We start from the raw sequence: 17719 nt of genomic DNA on the forward strand, positions 1-17719 counted from the left end.
CGCGAGCAGGCTCGCTCCCACAGGGTCTTACGGTGTATCGGGCTGGTTGGCCGGATGCGCCTTGATGAACGCCGGATGCTCAGCCGCCAACGCGGCTACGCGACAAATCCGTGGATAAGCCTGCAGCGAAACACCGAAGCGCTCCGCCGCGTACAACTGTGGAATCAGATAAACGTCCGCCACACACGGCCACTCGCCGAAACAGAAACCACTGTCGCCGATCAACTGCTCGACGGTCGCCAACCCTTGATTGATCCAGTGCGCGATCCACTCCACTACCTGCGGCTCTTCGTGGCCCAGCTGGCGCAGACGATTGAGCACGCTGACGTTGTGCAGCGGATGCACGTCGCAGCCAATCACCGCCGCGACGCCACGCACATGGGCGCGGGCGGCGAGGTCTTCCGGCAGCAGCGGCTGCTGTGGATAACGCTCTTCCAGGTACTCGATGATCGCCGGCGACTGAATCAGCAACTCGCCGTCATCAGTACGCAAAGCCGGCACCCGGCCCTGCGGATTGATCGCCAGATACGCCGCCTGCCGATGCTCGCCCCCAGACGGCGCAATCAGATTGACCGGTAGCGCGTTGTAGTCGAGCCCCTTCAGCGCCAGAGCGATACGCACCCGGTACGACGAGGTGGAACGGTAATAGGTGTAGAGATCCATGAGCCGCTCCTGTCAGCGCGCCGCCAGCACTGTGCCGCGGCATTCGCCGAAGCCGATCGAGGCAAAACCCTCTCGGGCGCAACGCGCGCGCAGGATGATTTCGTCGCCGTCTTCGAGGAATTTGCGCACTTCGCCGGACGCCAGTTCGATCGGCTTTTTACCGCCCTCGGTGATTTCCAGCAGGCTGCCGAACTGACCGTTTTGCGGGCCGGACAAAGTGCCCGAACCGAACAGGTCGCCGGCCTGCAACTGGCAGCCGTTGACGCTGTGATGCGCGACCATTTGTGCGACGGTCCAGTACATGTAGCGCGTGTTGCTCAGGGTCAGGCGATGGGCCGGCAGATTCTGCTCGCGCATGGCTTCGGTGAGCAGCAGCACTTCCAGTTCGATGTCAAAGGCACCGGCCTCCTGATCGCGCTTGTCGAACAGGTAAGGCAGCGGCTGCGGATCACCTTCAGGGCGCGCCGGTTGTGCCATACGGAACGGCTCCAGCGCTTCGGCCGTCACCACCCATGGTGAGACGCTGGTGATAAAACTCTTGGACAGGAACGGTCCCAGTGGCTGGTATTCCCAGGCCTGGATATCGCGGGCCGACCAGTCGTTGAGCAGGCAGAAACCGGCGATGTGCTCGGCGGCGTCACCGATGGCAATCGGCTCGCCCATGTCGTTGCCCTGACCGATCCAGATGCCCAGTTCCAGCTCATAGTCCAGACGGGCGCAAGGGCCGAAGGTCGGCTCGCTGGCACCGGCCGGCAGGGTCTGGCCTTTCGGGCGGCGCACGTCGGTACCGGAGGCGCGCACAGTGGAGGCGCGACCGTGATAACCGATCGGCACATGCTTGTAGTTCGGCAACAACGGGTTGTCCGGGCGGAACAGTTTGCCGACGTTTTGCGCGTGTTCGATGCCGACGTAGAAGTCGGTGTAATCGCTGATGCGGGCCGGCAGGTGCATTTGGCAATCGGCAGCCAAGGGCAGCAGTTTTGCGCCTTGGGCTTCGATGGTGCCGCGATGGCTGCTGCCCTCGCTGAACAGTTCCAGCAAGCGCGTACGCAAGGCGACACGGGCTTCGCGACCGAGGTCGAAGAAGGCGTTCAACAGGCCGCCGTGCATGGCCTCGACCGCACTGCGTGCGGCGCCGTCAAACAGACCGGCTTCAAGCGCCACTTGCAGATCGAAAATGTGCTCGCCAATCGCCACGCCCGCACGCGGCGCCGAGCCGTTGATGCTGAATACGCCCAGCGGCAGGTTCTGCAACGGGAAATCCGCGTGGCCATTGGCCGAAGCAACCCAGCTGCGGGTGATGGAAGTCTGAATCATGGGTTATCTCCGGGTCGGGTCGAACGTAGCGGGCAGCGTGGCCCAGCAGGCGTCGTAATTGGATTGCAGTTGCGGGCAGTCGAGGGCGAAACGGCTTGGACGCAGCACCTGACTGGTCTCGAACATGAAGGCCATGGTGTTGTCGATCTTCGTCGGCTTGAGCTCGGCGTTGATTGCTTTGGTGCAGGTTTCGCCGTCCGGGCCGTGGGCGCTCATGCAGCTGTGCAGGGATGCACCGCCGGGCACGAAGCCTTCAGCCTTGGCGTCGTATTCGCCGTGGATCAAGCCCATGAATTCGTTCATCAGGTTGCGATGGAACCACGGCGGACGGAAGGTGTTCTCGGCGACCATCCAGCGTGGCGGGAAGATCACGAAGTCGAGGTTGGCCATGCCATGCACGCTGGTCGGCGAGGTCAGCACGGTGAAAATCGACGGGTCAGGATGATCGAAACTCACGGTGCCAATGGTGTTGAAACGGCGCAGATCGTATTTGTACGGTACGTTGTTGCCGTGCCAGGCGACCACGTTCAGCGGCGAATGATCGAGTTGGGTGCCCCACAACTGGCCGAGGAATTTCTGCACCAGCGTCGTCGGCTGCTGCAGGTTTTCGTAGGCAGCGACCGGCGCGAGGAAGTCCCGTGGATTGGCCAGACCGTTGCTGCCGATCGGCCCCAGATCCGGCAGGCGCAGCGGCGCGCCGTGGTTCTCGGCAACGTAACCGCGCGCCTGCGGATCAAGCAGTTCGACGCGGAATTTCAGACCGCGTGGCAACACGGCGATTTCCAGCGGCGCGACGTCGAGCACACCGAGTTCGGTGGCAATCCGCAGTCGCCCGAGTTGCGGCACCAGCAGCAGCTCGCCGTCGGCGTTGTAGAACACCCGCTCCATCGAGCGGTTGGCGCAATAGTTATAGATGCTGATGCCGGCAGGCTTCTCCGCCGCCGAGTTGGCGACCATGCCAACCAGGCCGTCGATGAAGTCGGTTGGCTCGGCGGGCATCTGCAGGGGATTCCAGCGCAGACGATTCGGGGTTACGTCACCCAACGGGCCGCCGGCCAGTTGCCGCTCCAGTTTGACGAACGCCGGGTGATTGGCCGACGGTTGAATCCGGTACAGCCACGTACGCCGCGCTTCACTGCGGGTCATGGTGAACGCCGTGCCGGAGAGCAATTCGGTGTAGAGGCCGTAGGGGGTTTTTTGCGGGGAGTTCTGGCCGATGGGCAAGGCGCCGGGCAACGCTTCACTGCTGAATTCGTTGCCGAAACCGGACTGGTACGCCAGCGCCGACGCGTTTGAATCGAGGTTCATGGAGCCTCCTGAACAGGGAGTCGGCAGTGGCCCATCGCTCTGGCTCAGAGGTTTGCGCACGCCGGGGTTGTTATTATCGTAATTCGATTACGCATAACGTAATTTGCTCGCTATCCAGCGTCAAGCTATAAAGACGCCCATTCGTTTTCGGATCCCGGCCGCACCATGGAAAAAACCAGCGACAGCAACGGCAAACAGAAAGTCCGCTCCGCCGAGGTCGGCACCGACATCCTCAAGGCGTTGGCCGAGTTGTCGCCCTCCACCTCGTTGTCGCGGCTGGCCGAACATGTGCAGATGCCGGCGAGCAAGGTGCACCGTTATCTTCAGGCTCTGATCGCCAGTGGTTTCGCCGAGCAGAACGCCGCCACCAACCATTACGGACTCGGCCGTGAAGCGTTGCGCGTGGGCCTGGCAGCCCTGAACAGTATGGACGTGCTGAAAGTCGCCGCCCTGCCGCTGTCCGAGTTGCGCGACGAACTGAATGAAACCTGTTTTCTGGCGGTGTGGGGCAATCAGGGCGCGACCGTGGTGCACATCGAGCCGGCGGTGCGCGCGGTGACGGTGGTCACGCAATTGGGTTCGGTATTGCCGCTGCTCAGTTCATCCACTGGCTTGGTATTCAGCGCCTACCTGCCGCATCGCGAAACCGATGAACTGCGCGTACTGGAAACCGCCATCGCCGACCATCCGCTGGCCGATGAAACAAACTACGCCAGCCTGTGTGAACAGATCCGCGAACGCGGCTTGCATCATGTGCACGGTTTGTTGATGCCGGGCGTGGATGCGTTGTCGGCGCCAGTGTTCAACGCCGTCGGGCAGATCGCAGCGGTACTGACGATTGTCGGCCCGACTTCATTGTTCCACGCGGATGAAAACGGCCCGGCCGCCCGGCGATTGCTGGCGGCGGCACGCGCCGTCAGTTGGCGCATGGGCTATCAGGCCGACGACCTGCGCCCTTGAAACAACAGCCACAATCCCTTCAGTGACCCAATAGCGTAGCCGGACACGACTGTTGCATGCCCCGTAACAGTGCATGTCCGGAATCGCTCTGTTTCCTTCGATCTCAAGTGCTTATTCTGAGCGGGCTTTCACGGCACACGCCGCAAAGCAACCAGCCTTGGCTGCCGAGCAACTCGCGCCCGCGCTGACCGATTTCAGATGAATCGATGCTTCGATTGATCGCCCCGGTGTTCACTGACGTTGATTTGTAGCTCCTTGATCCAACGTCTTACCTTGGCCGCTGCGTTTGCAGCGGCCTTTTTTATGGGCGAGATTCATGCCGGTGGGACAGGTCGCTTGACGGTCATGGCAGATGTCAAAGCGAATACTTCTGCAGATTCGCCATCATTTCCTTCAGCGCTTCAATGTTGTCCTTGGGATGCGCCGCGCCTTCGAAATCGCAGATCTGCTGCCAATGCGCCGCGACGTCTTGCGGGGAGAAACCGCTGCGTGGATCGAATCCGGCGCCGAGGCTGCGCTCCCAGCGCACTTTGCCCATCCAGCCACCACCGACTTCAAACAGACCGGACGTTTCCTGGCACTGCTCACTGGCCAGGTACACCACCAGCGGGCTGACCAGTTCCGGTTTCAGCTGTTCGAACACTTGCGGCGGGATCAGCCCCTCGGTCATGCGCGTACCGCCAGTGGGCGCGATGGCGTTGACCAGAATGTTGTTCTTGCGCCCTTCGATGGCCAGGGTACGGGTCAATCCGTAGAGGCCGAGTTTGGCCATGCCGTAGTTGGACTGGCCGAAGTTGCCGTAGATGCCCGAAGTGGATGCCGTAAAGATCACCCGGCCGTAGTTTTGCTCGCGCAGGTGCGGCCAGGCGGCGCGGGTGACTTTGTAGGCGCCTTCGACGTGAACGCGATAGACCAGATCCCAGTCGGCGTCGTCCATTTTGTGAAAGGTCTTGTCGCGCAGGATCCCGGCGTTGTTCACCACCACGTCGACACGGCCAAAGGCGTCAAGGGCGTTCTGCACCAGTTTGTCGCCGTCGGTGACCGAGTCGTGGTTGGCCTCGGCAATGCCGCCGGCTTCGCGAATTTCCGCCACCACACGGTCGGCGGCGGAGGCATTGGCGCCCTCGCCCTGGGTCGAGCCGCCGAGGTCGTTGACCAGCACTCTGGCGCCGTGCCGGGCGAACAGCAAAGCATGCGCCCGGCCCAGGCCACCACCGGCTCCGGTGACGATCACGACTTTATCTTCGAAACGTACGGACTCATTCATCGCAGGAACTCCAGCAGGCCAGTATTGAGTCCGAGTGTCAGGCACAGGGCTTTGGGTCACAACAAATACGGCTGAGGCTGAATGGTGCGCGATAACGGTGGGGGATGATGAGGGCGTCAAAAGATCAAAAGATCGCAGCCTGCGGCAGCTCCTGCATTAATTTGTGCAGGAGCTGCCGCAGGCTGCGATCTTTTGATCTCTCAGGAGCACGCGACCTTGCGCGGCGGCAACTCCAGGCGGTCACGAAACGCCAGATAATGTTTGAGCACCTGCACCGGCGCCTCGATCTGTGGATAGTGGCCGATGCCCGGCAACAACACCGTGTCGGCGCCGGCGATCAACTGGCGGTAACGCTCGACCATGTGCGCACCCGAGACCGGATCGACTTCGCCGTCGATCACCCGCAACGGGATGTCATCACGCTGCATGGCCGCTACCCAGCGGTCGCGTTGCGCTCGGCGCTCGGGGATGTAACCAATCAGTTTGTGCAGGATGCGCGGACCGCGGTGGGTCTCGATCAGGCTCCAGAAATCATCCAGTTCGCTTTCGCTGGGGCCGGTCTGCGGGCCGAAAATCTGCCGAAAGCTTTTCACCAATGCATCACGGCTGAAGGCCCGGCCAATCATCCAGCCCAAGGGGCTGAGCAACAACTTTTGCATCAGCACCGGGCGATGGGTTTCCGGGAACAGCCCGCCGTTGAGGAACACGCAACTGGCGACGGCGAGCCGGTTTTCGTAATGCCGCGCGAGCAGTTCCTGGGCGACGCTGTCGCCGTAATCGTGAGCCAGAATATGCAGAGGTTGCTCGACCTGCAGATGGGCCAGCAGCGCCTGTTGCAAATCAGCCTGTTCCAGCAGGCTGTAGCTGTGGTGCAACGGTTTGGCCGAATCACCGAAACCGAGCATGTCACAGGCGATCACCCGATAGCGCTGGGCCAGCGGCTGCCACAGGTAATGCCAGTCCCAACTGGCCGTCGGAAAGCCATGGATCAGCAACAGCGGCTCACCCTGCCCCGCCGTCCAGTAACGGATCGACTGGCCGCGAAAGACAAATGTCCGGCTGCGTTTGCGCCAGACACACAGAGGAATCTCGGCAAGAGGCATCAGAGTTTATATCCGGGGTCTTGTTTATCGAGTTTGCGCAGCAACGCCGGCCAGGCCAGCGCGCCGCCCATGCCTTGAGCACTCTTGGTGACGCCGGCGATCATCGCCTTGGCGCCCGCGAGGATCTGCGGTTCGATGGCGATCAGCTCAGCACCACCGGTCTGCGCCATGACCTGAATGTCGCAGGCGCGCTGGAAGGTGAACATCATCAGAAAGGTGTCGGCGATGGTGCCGCCACAGGTCAGCAGACCGTGGTTGTGCAGCATCAGGAAATTGTTCTCGCCCAGGTCGGCCTGCAAGCGCGCTTTCTCTTCGTGATTCAGCGCCACGCCTTCGTAGCCGTGATAGGCCAGGCTCGACAACACGAACAGCGACTGCTGGCTGATCGGCAACACGCCCTGCTTCTGCGCTGAAACGGCCACGCCGGACGCAGTGTGCGTGTGCAGTACACACACCACGTCGTGCCGCACTTCGTGCACGGCGCTGTGGATGGTGTAACCGGCGGGATTGATTTCGTAGGGACTGTCCATCAGCTTGTTGCCGGCCTGGTCGACTTTGACCAGGCTGGACGCGGTGATCTCATGAAACATCAACCCGAACGGATTGATCAGGAAGTCTTCGGTGCCCGGGACCTTGGCGGAAATGTGGGTGAAGATCAGGTCGTCCCAGCCATGCAGGGCGACCAGTCGATAACAGGCGGCGAGATCGACCCGGGTCTGCCACTCCGCAGCACTGACCTGGTCTTTGACATTAACGGGCGACTGGACGGGGGCTACGCTCACTGTATGCACCTCTGCGTTCTTATTGTTTTGCACGTGTCAGCAGTCTAGTCAGCTCCCGGGGCTCACGTAGTTGCATTGCCAGCCAGCTTGATGACTGAGCGGGTCAGCCATGCAAACAGCTTGGATCCATGTCAAAGCAACGACGCCAACAAAGGCGCAGCGAACAGATTGAGCAGTCCTGTCAGCACCATCACCAGCCCGGCCACCGAGCCTTCTTCACCGCCCACTTCATGCGCCCGACTGACGCCGGCACCGTGCGCGCCAACCCCAAACAACGCACCGCGCGCCAAGGCACTGCGCAGCGGCAGCCACTTGAGCAGCACGCCGCCGAGCATCGCACCGAACACGCCGGTGAACATCACGAACACGGCCGTCAGTTCCGGCACGCCCCCCAGATCCTGCGCCAGCGGCATGGCGAACGGCGTGGTGATCGAACGCGGCACCAGCGACATCGTGACTGAGGTATCCAGCGCCAGCGCCCTGGCCAGGCCAAACGAGGTAGCGATCGATGCCGCGCTGCCGGCGAGCATGCCCAGCAACAGCGCTGACCAGTGCCGCACCAGCAGACGTCGCTGCTGCCAGATCGGCACCGCGAAAGCGACCGTCACCGGCCCGAGCACCAGCATCAGCCAATGGGTGTTGCTTGAGTATTCGGCATAGGCCGTGTGCAACGGTATGGCGAGCGCCAGCAGCAGCGCCGGCACCAGAATCAGCGGCGACAGCAGATAACGCCCGGTGCGTCGATAAATCCAGCGACTGAACAGGTACGCCAACAGAGTGAAAGCGAGCCAGAACATCGGCATCCATTCAAGCTTCATGGGACCGCCTCAGGCGCACGGCCAGCTCCACGGTAAAGGCCGTCACCAGCATCACCATCAGGGTGCTGGCGCCAATCACCAGCAGAATCCGCCAACCGTCATCACGCAGCAGTGCGCCATAGTCGAGCAGACTCATCAGTGCCGGAATAAAGAACAGCAGCATCTCGGCCATCAGCAATCCGGCCCCCAATTGCAGCGCCGCCGGTTTGACCCAGCCAAACGCGAACGCCAGCAGCAACAGGGCCATGCCGATGACGCCGCCGGGAATTGGCCAGGCCAGCCACGCGGCGATCTGACAGCCGAGCAGATAGAGACCGAGCAACACGGCCAGTTCTGCTATCAGACGGGAAACATAGGTGAGGGATGCAGCGTTCATGATGGGCTCCTTACAGGGGCTTATTTTACGAAGCGGCCTGCCATCCCAGAAGCGAATTGTTAGACTCATGGCTATTCCAAAACGGAATCGGAAAGTGGAATTCAAACAGCTGCGCAGTTTTGTCGAAGTCATACGTCAAGGCGGCTTTACCCAGGCGGCGAAAACCCTGCACGTCAGTCAGTCGGCGGTGAGCAAACAAGTCGCGCAACTGGAGCAGAGTCTCGGCACGCCGTTGCTCGAACGGCTCGGCTCCCAGTTGCACCTGACCGCTGCGGGCAGCGTGGTGCTGTCACACGCCGAGGGCATGCTGCGCTTGCGTCAGGAGTTGCTCAGCGAACTGGATGATCTGAGCCAACTGGCGCGCGGCGAATTGCGCCTCGGTCTGCCGTTGCTGGGCAGCGATGCGCTGTTCGCCGGGTTGTTCGCCGAGTATCGACGGCGCTATCCGAACATCAGCATTCAATTGCTTGAGGGCGGCAGCCGTAACGTCGAGCAGGCGGTGCTCAGCGGTGAACTGGAGTTGGGTGGCAGCTTGCTGCCCAAGGATCCGCAGTTCGATTTTCAGCCGTTCTGCGATGAGAAGCTCGACGCGTTGCTGCCGGTGGATCATCCGCTGGCGGCGCGCGGTGAAATTGCTCTGGAGGAGTTGGCCGAGACACCGTTCCTGCTGTATCAGCGCAGCTTCGTGCTCAATGACCGGTTATTGCAGGCGTGCCAGCAACTGGGCTTTACCCCGAAAGAAGGCGGCCGCAGTGGCCAGGCGGATTTTCTCGTGGCGCTGGTGGCGGCCGGGCAAGGCGTGGTGCTGTTGCCGAGCGTGGTCGCCCGGGCACTGGAGCGTCCGGGCGTGGTGCGCCTGACCTTGCGCGCGCCAGATTATCTGCGTTGGGATATCGCGTTCATCTGGCGTCGCGGCGCCTACCTGTCGAAAGCCGCGCAGGCCTGGCTGGCCCTGCTGCGCGAGCGCGCGATCAGCCCTTGAGCGTGGCGATCAATTGCGCCAGCCAAGGCTCGGCATCGGTTTCCGGGGTCACGCTTTCGCTGGCGTCCAGACGCAGCATCCCCTGTACTTCGCGCAGGCCCAGCTCGGCGAACAACTCACGCATCAGCTCGCCGCCACCGCAGAACGTATCGCCGTAACTGGCATCGCCCAAACCGATCACCGCGCCGGGCAAGCCGCGCCAGGCCATTGGCAATTGATCGCGAAGGCTGAAATACAGCGGCTGCAGGTTATCCGGCAACTCGCCCATGCCGGTGGTCGAGGTCACCGCGAGAATCGCTTCAGGGCCGAACGCCTGTATATCCGCCAGGCTGGCGCGCGAGTTGTAGAAGGTTTCAAAACCGGCGTCTTTCAGCAGGTTCTGCGCGTGACGGGCGACTTCTTCGGCCGCGCCGTAAACCGAGCCGGAGAGGATGGCGACTTTCATCAATCTGATCCTGAAGCTGAAAAAAAGAGCGGCGATAGTAGCAGTCCGACGTAAAAGCCGCGATCCAGGCCCGAATAGCCGTGATGGCCAGTAGACAGACTGGCTGGAACTTCTAGAATGCCAGCCAATATCGACACTGAAAGGATTCATTGATGATCAACGCCAATCTGCTGCAAATGGTGATCAACGCTTCGAACGACGGGATCGTGGTTGCAGAAAAGGAAGGCGAACAGGACAACATCCTGATTTACGTAAACCCGGCCTTCGAGCGCCTGACCGGTTACACCAGCGAAGAAATTCTCTACCAGGATTGCCGTTTTCTGCAGTCCGGCGACCGCGATCAGGCCAATCTGACGCGGATTCGTGACACCTTGCGCAATGGCGGGGCGTGCCGGGAAATCCTGCGTAACTACCGCAAGGACGGCACGCCATTCTGGAACGAACTGTCGCTGTCGACAGTGAAAAACGACAAGGACGGCCAGACTTATTTCGTCGGCGTGCAGAAGGACGTCACGGTTCAGGTCAAGGCGCAGCAACGCGTCGCGCAACTGGAAGCACAGGTTGCCGCCTTGCAAGCCGAACTCTCTGCCCTGAAAGCGACGAACGGCGCAAACAAAACTGCGAACTAAGTGTCAGTAACTACAATCACCAATGACTTTGTAACTAATTCTTTCGAGCCAGGCCATGCAACGCGACGCCCTCCTGACCCAGGATGAGCTGGATTTCATCCAGACCATGCAGCACAACCCGCAACTCAATGTGCGGGATGCGACGTCGAGCCTGTTGGTCAATGGTGGCTCGCAGATCCGTGACCTGCTCACGCGCCTGGCGGCTCATGAGCAAGTGACCATCCAGGCCAACTTCGAAAATCAGCAGATGACCTTCCCGTTGCACCTGGTGGAAGACGAATTCCACGCCTTGCACCTGCGTCTGGGCGTACCAAGCATTTACGAAGACGGGCCGATGGTTCGCCCATGGCGTCTGACCCTCGAAGAGCCGGTCGCGCTGGAAAATGCCAAGGGCCAACCGGGGATGATGTGGGTGCACGAGGTGTCGCACAAAGGCGTGCTGCTGGAAATGCGCAACAAGACCAAACCGCCCAAGCATTTCGCCCTGTGGTTCAGCCCTTCAGGGTATGAGCGGATCTCCCTGCGCGGCAATTTCGAGCGGGAAACCGAGCATGGCTTCTACGCCTACGAGCTGAGCCAGACCGATGCCGATGAAACCGAACGCCTGCGCCAGTTCATCCTGCAACAACACCGTCTGACCCACCCCGCCCTGCACACCTGATATTCAGGTATCCAGCGTCCCCGCGAGAAACTGCGTCATGCGCTGACGCATCGTCGCCCCTTCATTGCCCAGACAGCCGATCGACGATCCCGCCAGGCTGTCCTGTGCCAGATCGGCGGTATCGCCGGCCAGCAGCACCTGACAATCCAGACTTAACGCCAGACGGTTCAACCGTCGCGGCAAATCGGCTGTCGGGGCGTGATTGGAAAACAGCACCAGCGCCTGCGGCTTGATCCGCTCGCACACCAGCGCCAACTCATCGAATGGCTGACCGGTGGTGAGCACCCGCACCCCGGCGTCATTGCCACTCAGAAACAACGCGGCAACCAGTAATTCGAGTTCACGGCACTGACCGGCGAGCGCACTGACAATCACTTTGCGCGGTTGCGCGCCGCGCAGCGCGACAATCCGCTGCAGGACCCGCGCCCGCAGGAACCCGTCGAAAAACAACCATTCGCTGGTCTGGCCGAAGGCATCCTGACGCTGCAGCATCTGCAGCCACAACGGCATGAGAATGTCCTGGAACACCACTGACAGCGAATATGAAGAGAAAATCTGGTTGTAGACCTGGTCCAGCGCGCGGTCATCGAATGCGCCGACTGCAACCTGCACCTGTTGTTGCCACTGCGCGTAATCAGCCTGCACCAGATCATCAGGAATGATATGCGCCAGCACTTTCAGCGGCTCGGTCTTGGCGAGGATCTTGCCGACCTTGCTCACCGCCACGCCGCGGTCGATCCAGTCGACGATGCTGCGCACGCGCTCGATTTCGGTCATCGAATACAGCCGATGCCCGCTTTCGGTGCGAGTCGGCTGAATCAAACCGTAGCGACGCTCCCATGCACGCAGCGTTACCGGGTTGACGCCGGTCAGGCGCGACACCTCACGAATAGGGAACAACTCTTCGCGCTCAAGTGCGACAGAGGCCTGCGAAGCAGGATCAGCGTCCGTGATAACAGCCATTGTGCAGGTGCATCCACTCGGTAGATTTGGATCCCATTCTACCTCCGATGCCCTCTATCGGTTCAACCCATGAATAGAGACGAAAGTCTCTGAAACTGTCATTAAAATCAGGAATAATCCTTGCTTGTCAAAAAGCGCAGGCTCCTACCCCCGCCTGCGTATTGCGAAACTCCTACCCGGAGCGACGCACTCGGAATACGGAGATACATAATGTCTACTTCCCCCGTCACGCTGATGGTTGCGCGTCGCGTCGCCGACGGCCGCTATCAGGACCTGATTGCCTGGCTGCGCGAAGGCGAACAACTGGCCACTGACTTTCCCGGTTACCTGGGCTCCGGCGTGCTCGCTCCGCCACCCGGTGACAACGAATTCCAGATCATTTTCCGCTTCGTCGACGAGCAGACCCTGCACGCCTGGGAGCACTCGGTCTCGCGTACCGCGTGGCTCGCGCGAGGCAGCGATCTGTTCGCGCATCCCAAAGAACATCGGGTCAGTGGTATCGAAGGCTGGTTCGGCGCGGCCGGTCAGCGGCCACCGCGCTGGAAACAGGCCGTGGCCATCTGGCTGGCGTTCTTTCCGGTGTCGCTGCTGTTCAACTTTGTTCTCGGGCCGTTGCTCGGCGACATGAGCCTGCTGCCGCGGGTGTTGATCAGCACGGCGTGCCTGACGCCGTTGATGGTGTATTTCTTTATTCCGCTGTCGACGCGGTTGCTGGCCAACTGGTTGAACGCTGTGCCGGCGCGACCTTTGCCTGCAACACCCTCTACGCAGAATCGCTAAAGATCGCAGCCTCGTTGCACTCGTCAGCTCCTACAGATGAAGGCGCCCCTGTAGGAGCTGCCGAAGGCTGCGATCTTTTCGACAGCGTCGCTGTTATAGTTTTTGCTCCAGCCGCGACGCGAGCCGTACATGACCATTTCCTCCGCCCCGATTCTCATCACCGGTGCCGGCCAGCGTGTCGGTCTGCACTGCGCGCAGCGTTTGCTTGAAGACGGCCATCAGGTCATTTTCACCTACCGCAGCGAACGTCCAGGCGTGCAAGCGCTGCGGGATCTGGGCGCGATCGGAGTGTTCGCCGACTTCTCCAGCGAAGCGGCCATTCTCGCCTTCATCGATGAACTGAAAACCCATACCGACCGCCTGCGCGCCATCGTCCACAACGCCTCCGAATGGCTGGCGGAAACCCCGGGCAACGAAGCCGAAGCCTTCGAACGCATGCTCAACGTGCACCTGCTCGCGCCGTACCTGATCAACCTGCACTGCGCCGACCTGCTCAAGCGCTCGACACCGGCCGACATCATCCACATCAGTGACGACGTCACGCGCAAGGGCAGCAGCAAACACATCGGCTATTGCGCCAGCAAGGCCGGGCTCGACAGCCTGACCCTGTCCTTCGCCGCGCGCTATGCGCCGGCAATCAAGGTCAACGGCATCGCGCCGGCCCTGCTATTGTTCAATCCCGACGACGACGCGGCGTACCGCGCCAAGGCGCTGGCCAAATCCGCGCTGGGCATCGAACCCGGCAGCGAAGTGATCTACCAGAGCCTGCGCTATCTGCTCGACAACCCCTATGTCACCGGCACGACCCTGACCGTCAACGGCGGGCGGCACGTCAAATAAGCTGCTGCGCGAGGATCTCCCATGAGCCGTACCCTGCCCGAGAATTACCGCGAGATCCTCATCGGCCTCGGCGAAGACCCCGACCGCGAAGGTCTGCTCGACACTCCGCAGCGCGCGGCCAAGGCCATGCAATACCTGTGTCACGGCTACGAACAGCGTGTGGAGGAGATCGTCAACGGCGCGCTGTTTGCCTCCGACAGCGACGAGATGATTATCGTCGCCGACATCGAGCTCTACTCGTTGTGCGAACATCACCTGCTGCCCTTCATCGGCAAGGCCCATGTGGCTTATATTCCAACCGGCAAGGTGCTGGGGCTGTCGAAGATTGCGCGGCTGGTGGACATGTTCGCCCGGCGCCTGCAGATTCAGGAAAACCTCACCCGACAGATTGCCGAAGCGGTGCAACAGGTCACCGATGCCGCTGGCGTCGCGGTGGTCATCGAGGCCCGGCACATGTGCATGATGATGCGCGGTGTCGAGAAACAGAATTCGACCATGAACACCTCGGTCATGCTCGGCGCCTTTCGCGACTCGAGCAACACCCGCCAGGAGTTCCTGCAATTGATTGGACGGAGCAAGTAAATGTCACAACTTCAACCGGGAATGGCGCGCATCCGGGTCAAGGATCTGCGCTTGCGCACCTTTATCGGGATCAACGAGGACGAGATCCTCAACAAACAGGATGTGCTGATCAACCTGACCATCCAGTACGCCGCGCAGGAAGCGGTGCGCGACAACGACATCGATCACGCGCTGAACTACCGCACCATCACCAAGGCGATCATCGCCCACGTCGAGGGCAACCGCTTTGCGCTGCTCGAACGCCTGACCCAGGAGCTGCTGGATCTGGTGATGAGCAATACCGCCGTGCTTTACGCCGAAGTCGAAGTCGACAAGCCGCATGCCCTGCGATTTGCCGAGTCGGTGTCGATCACTCTCGCGGCCAGCCGCTGAGCGCGTCTGGCGCATTGCTCGCCAGACTTTTATCATCCGCGCCACGAATAGACTGCACAGAGCCCATCATGACCGAGCAACAACGCCTCGAACTCGAAGCCGCCGCTTTCCGCCGGCTGGTCGCCCATCTGGACAGCCGCAAGGACGTGCAGAACATCGACCTGATGAACCTTGCCGGGTTCTGCCGCAACTGCCTGTCCAAGTGGTACAAGGCCGCCGCCGATGACCGTCAGATCGAGGTCAGCCTCGATGACGCCCGCGAAGTGGTTTACGGCATGCCGTACGCCGAATGGAAAGCCCAATACCAGCAAGAGGCCAGCGCCGAACAACAGGCGGCGTTCGCCAAAGGAAAACCCAATGAGTGATCTGAACACCCTGCGCGCCAGCCTCAACAGCGGCGAACACGCTTTCGCCGACACCCTGGCGTTCATCGCTGCCGGTTATGACTACCAGCCACAAGCGTTCAACAATGGCGGCGTGGAAAACGCTGCCGGGCAGAACGAAGGCTCGTGCAAGACCCTGGGTCTGGCACTGCTGGAAGGCTTGAGCAATGAAGAAGCGCTGCTGGCATTCGGCGAGCATTACCGCTCGGTGCTGGCGACGCCTGAAGGCAGCGACCACGGCAATATCCGTGCGCTGATCAAGCACGGTCTGGCCGGTGTGAAGTTCGAAGCACAGCCGCTGACCCGTCGCTGATTCAAGATCAAAAGATCGCAGCCTGCGGCAGCTCCTACACTGATCCCTGTAGGAGCTGCCGCAGGCTGCGATCTTTTGACTCTCATAAAAAAACCGGCCGAAGCCGGTTTTTTTGTGCCTGCGGTCTTAGAACGAAGCGTTCTGCAGACCGTCCAGGTAACGCTCGGTGTCCAGTGCCGCCATGCAGCCGGCGCCGGCCGAGGTGATGGCCTGACGGTAAACGTGGTCAGCCACGTCGCCGGCAGCGAAGATGCCTTCGACGCTGGTGGCAGTGGCGTTGCCGTCACGACCGCCCTGGACCACCAGATAACCGTCCTTGAGGGTCAACTGGCCTTCGAACAGCGAAGTGTTCGGAGTGTGGCCGATCGCGATAAACACGCCGTCGACCTTGATTTCGTCGAAGCTGCCGTCGTTGTTTTTCAGGCGCGCACCGGTCACACCCATGTTGTCGCCCAGCACTTCGTCGAGGTTGGCGTTCAACTTGAGGATGATCTTGCCTTCGGCCACACGGGCGTTGAGCTTGTCGATCAGGATCTTCTCGGCGCGGAAGGTTTCGCGACGGTGGATCAGGGTCACGGTGCTGGCGATGTTCGCCAGGTACAGTGCTTCTTCAACAGCGGTGTTGCCGCCGCCGACCACAGCCACTGGCTTGTTGCGGTAGAAGAAACCGTCGCAGGTCGCGCAGGCCGAAACGCCTTTGCCCATGAACGCTTCTTCCGACGGCAGGCCCAGGTAACGTGCGCTGGCACCGGTAGCAATGATCAGCGCGTCGCAGGTGTAGGTCGCGCTGTCACCGGTCAGGGTGTACGGCTTGGCGGCGAAGTCCACGGCGTTGATGTGATCGAAAACGATCTCGGTTTCAAACCGCTCGGCGTGCTCGCGCATGCGCTCCATCAGCGCCGGACCAGTCAGGCCGTGGACGTCGCCCGGCCAGTTATCGACTTCAGTGGTGGTGGTCAGCTGACCGCCAGCCTGCATGCCGGTGATCAGCAGTGGCTTGAGGTTGGCACGGGCGGCGTAGACCGCAGCGCTGTAACCGGCAGGGCCGGAACCGAGAATAATCACTCGCGAATGACGGACTTCAGACATGACCTGCTCCTGTTGACCGGGCCGAAACACTGGCGCGGAACGCCGGACTGCCGGCGGGAATAAAAAAGGACTGTGGATAACCTTGGGGAAGGCATGAGCTCGACAGTCCTGTAAAAAGTTGGGTGCAGCGTATCGAGGGGGGCAAGATTAAGGAAATACGGATTAACAATCCAGCTCATAGGTGGTCTCTATGCGCAGACTCCGACCGGATCGACGTCTTTGTTACAGTGAATGTCGATCGCTCTACCGCGCTTTCGCACCCGTTGCAAAGTCGGTAAGGTCGGCGCGTTTTCCCTTGCTCGGAGCCCCTTATGCCCGCCCCCGTTCTGTCCGGCCCGCAATACCTGCGCGAAGGCCTCAAACTGGTTCTCAGCCCGGGCCTGCGCCTGTTCGTGCTGCTGCCGCTGGCGATCAATCTGGTGCTGTTCGTCGGATTGATCTATCTGGCCGGCCATCAGTTCAGCCTGTGGGTCGACAGCCTGATGCCGTCGCTGCCCGACTGGCTGAGTTTTCTCAGCTACATCCTGTGGCCGCTGTTCGTGGTGCTGGTGGCGTTGATGGTGTTCTTCACCTTTACCATGCTGGCCAACGTGATCGCGGCGCCGTTCAACGGCTTCCTCGCGGAAAAAGTCGAAGTGGTGGTGCGCGGCACCGATGATTTCCCGGCCTTCAGCTGGGGCGAACTGATCGCGATGATCCCGCGCACCCTCGCCCGGGAAATGCGCAAACTCGGCTACTTCCTGCCGCGAGCAATCGGCCTGTTCGTTCTCTCGTTCATCCCGGTGGTCAATATCGTCGCCGCACCGCTGTGGCTGCTGTTCGGCGTGTGGATGATGGCGATCCAGTACATCGACTACCCGGCGGACAACCACAAACTGGGCTGGAACGAAATGCTCGCCTGGCTGCGCCAGAAGCGCTGGCAGAGCATGAGTTTTGGCGGAATCGTCTACCTGGCGCTGCTGATTCCGGTGGTCAACATCCTGATGATGCCGGCCGCCGTTGCCGGCGCGACCTTGTTCTGGGTACGTGAGCGCGGCGCGGAGAACCTTGTCGCACAGCGCTGAGCCGCTCACAGACCGCCAGTCA

The 17719-nt window shown here is 61.2% G+C and carries 22 protein-coding genes; 11 read left to right on the top strand and 11 right to left on the bottom strand.

Going from position 1 to position 17719, the window contains the following annotated elements; translation table 11 throughout:
• Positions 1–27: 27 nt before the first annotated feature.
• The 3 genes from maiA to hmgA are packed head-to-tail and all read right to left on the bottom strand — an operon-like array spanning position 28 to position 3288.
• On the bottom strand, positions 28–663 hold the full coding sequence (gene maiA, locus AB1J88_RS16020) for a maleylacetoacetate isomerase (protein WP_145597439.1): 636 nt from the start codon (positions 661–663) through the stop codon (positions 28–30).
• A gap of 12 nt (positions 664–675) precedes the next feature.
• The gene (gene fahA / locus AB1J88_RS16025) at positions 676–1980 is read right to left on the bottom strand and encodes a fumarylacetoacetase (protein WP_430291452.1); all 1305 of its coding nucleotides are present in this window, start codon (positions 1978–1980) and stop codon (positions 676–678) included.
• A gap of 3 nt (positions 1981–1983) precedes the next feature.
• Positions 1984–3288 carry a homogentisate 1,2-dioxygenase gene (gene hmgA / locus AB1J88_RS16030; protein ID WP_430291453.1) on the bottom strand — a complete coding sequence of 435 codons (1305 nt, stop codon included), beginning with the start codon at positions 3286–3288 and terminating at the stop codon, positions 1984–1986.
• Positions 3289–3453: 165 nt separating this feature from the next.
• On the opposite strand from hmgA, the gene AB1J88_RS16035 reads away from it, so the two are divergent.
• On the top strand, positions 3454–4248 hold the full coding sequence (locus AB1J88_RS16035; protein ID WP_222016501.1) for an IclR family transcriptional regulator: 795 nt from the start codon (positions 3454–3456) through the stop codon (positions 4246–4248).
• A gap of 355 nt (positions 4249–4603) precedes the next feature.
• On the opposite strand, the gene AB1J88_RS16040 is transcribed toward AB1J88_RS16035, so the two are convergent.
• From AB1J88_RS16040 to AB1J88_RS16060, 5 genes are all read right to left on the bottom strand, one after another.
• Positions 4604–5515, bottom strand: coding sequence for an SDR family oxidoreductase (locus AB1J88_RS16040; protein WP_086793807.1), 912 nt, complete (start codon positions 5513–5515; stop codon positions 4604–4606).
• A gap of 200 nt (positions 5516–5715) precedes the next feature.
• Complete coding sequence (locus AB1J88_RS16045) at positions 5716–6618, bottom strand: alpha/beta fold hydrolase (protein ID WP_086793805.1); 903 nt, start codon at positions 6616–6618, stop codon at positions 5716–5718.
• Entirely contained in the window at positions 6618–7400 is a 783-nt protein-coding gene (locus tag AB1J88_RS16050; protein ID WP_222016505.1) for a class II aldolase/adducin family protein, read from the bottom strand. Before AB1J88_RS16050 ends, AB1J88_RS16045 begins: the two co-directional genes overlap by 1 nt.
• A gap of 131 nt (positions 7401–7531) precedes the next feature.
• Positions 7532–8218 carry an LrgB family protein gene (locus AB1J88_RS16055; RefSeq protein WP_430291454.1) on the bottom strand — a complete coding sequence of 229 codons (687 nt, stop codon included), beginning with the start codon at positions 8216–8218 and terminating at the stop codon, positions 7532–7534.
• Positions 8208–8594 carry a CidA/LrgA family protein gene (locus AB1J88_RS16060; protein ID WP_041073952.1) on the bottom strand — a complete coding sequence of 129 codons (387 nt, stop codon included), beginning with the start codon at positions 8592–8594 and terminating at the stop codon, positions 8208–8210. The genes AB1J88_RS16055 and AB1J88_RS16060 overlap by 11 nt, the downstream gene beginning before the upstream one ends.
• A gap of 94 nt (positions 8595–8688) precedes the next feature.
• Here AB1J88_RS16060 and AB1J88_RS16065 point away from each other — a divergent pair, with 94 nt between their 5' ends.
• The gene (locus AB1J88_RS16065) at positions 8689–9576 is read left to right on the top strand and encodes a LysR family transcriptional regulator (protein WP_430291455.1); all 888 of its coding nucleotides are present in this window, start codon (positions 8689–8691) and stop codon (positions 9574–9576) included.
• On the opposite strand, the gene AB1J88_RS16070 is transcribed toward AB1J88_RS16065, so the two are convergent.
• Positions 9566–10021, bottom strand: coding sequence for a flavodoxin (locus tag AB1J88_RS16070; protein ID WP_430291456.1), 456 nt, complete (start codon positions 10019–10021; stop codon positions 9566–9568). The two genes, AB1J88_RS16065 and AB1J88_RS16070, sit on opposite strands and share 11 nt — an antisense overlap.
• Positions 10022–10173: 152 nt before the next feature.
• Between AB1J88_RS16070 and AB1J88_RS16075 the strand changes: the two genes are divergently transcribed.
• Both AB1J88_RS16075 and AB1J88_RS16080 read left to right on the top strand, forming a co-directional pair.
• Positions 10174–10650 (top strand): PAS domain-containing protein, encoded by a 477-nt coding sequence (locus AB1J88_RS16075; protein ID WP_108181702.1) that lies wholly within the window; start codon positions 10174–10176, stop codon positions 10648–10650.
• A gap of 55 nt (positions 10651–10705) precedes the next feature.
• Positions 10706–11311 carry a hypothetical protein gene (locus AB1J88_RS16080; RefSeq protein WP_025109427.1) on the top strand — a complete coding sequence of 202 codons (606 nt, stop codon included), beginning with the start codon at positions 10706–10708 and terminating at the stop codon, positions 11309–11311.
• A gap of 3 nt (positions 11312–11314) precedes the next feature.
• Here AB1J88_RS16080 and AB1J88_RS16085 read toward each other — a convergent pair whose 3' ends face one another.
• Positions 11315–12274, bottom strand: coding sequence for a MerR family transcriptional regulator (locus tag AB1J88_RS16085; protein WP_430289940.1), 960 nt, complete (start codon positions 12272–12274; stop codon positions 11315–11317).
• 210 nt (positions 12275–12484) lie between these two features.
• Here AB1J88_RS16085 and AB1J88_RS16090 point away from each other — a divergent pair, with 210 nt between their 5' ends.
• From AB1J88_RS16090 to AB1J88_RS16115, 6 genes are all read left to right on the top strand, one after another.
• Complete coding sequence (locus AB1J88_RS16090) at positions 12485–13054, top strand: antibiotic biosynthesis monooxygenase (RefSeq protein WP_047291761.1); 570 nt, start codon at positions 12485–12487, stop codon at positions 13052–13054.
• Positions 13055–13183: 129 nt separating this feature from the next.
• A complete protein-coding gene (gene folM, locus AB1J88_RS16095) occupies positions 13184–13894 on the top strand; it encodes a dihydromonapterin reductase (protein ID WP_430289942.1) in 711 nt (236 codons plus the stop codon).
• Positions 13895–13915: 21 nt separating this feature from the next.
• Complete coding sequence (gene folE, locus AB1J88_RS16100; protein ID WP_108181698.1) at positions 13916–14476, top strand: GTP cyclohydrolase I FolE; 561 nt, start codon at positions 13916–13918, stop codon at positions 14474–14476.
• Positions 14477–14848 carry a dihydroneopterin triphosphate 2'-epimerase gene (gene folX / locus AB1J88_RS16105; protein WP_041073935.1) on the top strand — a complete coding sequence of 124 codons (372 nt, stop codon included), beginning with the start codon at positions 14477–14479 and terminating at the stop codon, positions 14846–14848.
• 68 nt (positions 14849–14916) lie between these two features.
• Complete coding sequence (locus AB1J88_RS16110) at positions 14917–15213, top strand: DUF1244 domain-containing protein (protein WP_007968038.1); 297 nt, start codon at positions 14917–14919, stop codon at positions 15211–15213.
• Positions 15206–15544, top strand: coding sequence for a HopJ type III effector protein (locus AB1J88_RS16115; RefSeq protein ID WP_430289943.1), 339 nt, complete (start codon positions 15206–15208; stop codon positions 15542–15544). The genes AB1J88_RS16110 and AB1J88_RS16115 overlap by 8 nt, the downstream gene beginning before the upstream one ends.
• 126 nt (positions 15545–15670) lie before the next feature.
• Here the strand turns inward: AB1J88_RS16115 and trxB are convergent, their stop codons facing one another.
• Positions 15671–16633 carry a thioredoxin-disulfide reductase gene (trxB, locus tag AB1J88_RS16120; protein WP_003221727.1) on the bottom strand — a complete coding sequence of 321 codons (963 nt, stop codon included), beginning with the start codon at positions 16631–16633 and terminating at the stop codon, positions 15671–15673.
• A 311-nt stretch (positions 16634–16944) separates the two neighbouring features.
• On the opposite strand from trxB, the gene cysZ reads away from it, so the two are divergent.
• Positions 16945–17697, top strand: a complete 753-nt coding sequence (cysZ, locus tag AB1J88_RS16125; protein ID WP_041073931.1) for a sulfate transporter CysZ — start codon at positions 16945–16947, stop codon at positions 17695–17697.
• The last annotated feature ends 22 nt before the right edge of the window (positions 17698–17719 follow it).

Source organism: Pseudomonas sp. S8 (genome assembly GCF_050473925.1).
Lineage (GTDB): Bacteria > Pseudomonadota > Gammaproteobacteria > Pseudomonadales > Pseudomonadaceae > Aquipseudomonas > Aquipseudomonas parakoreensis.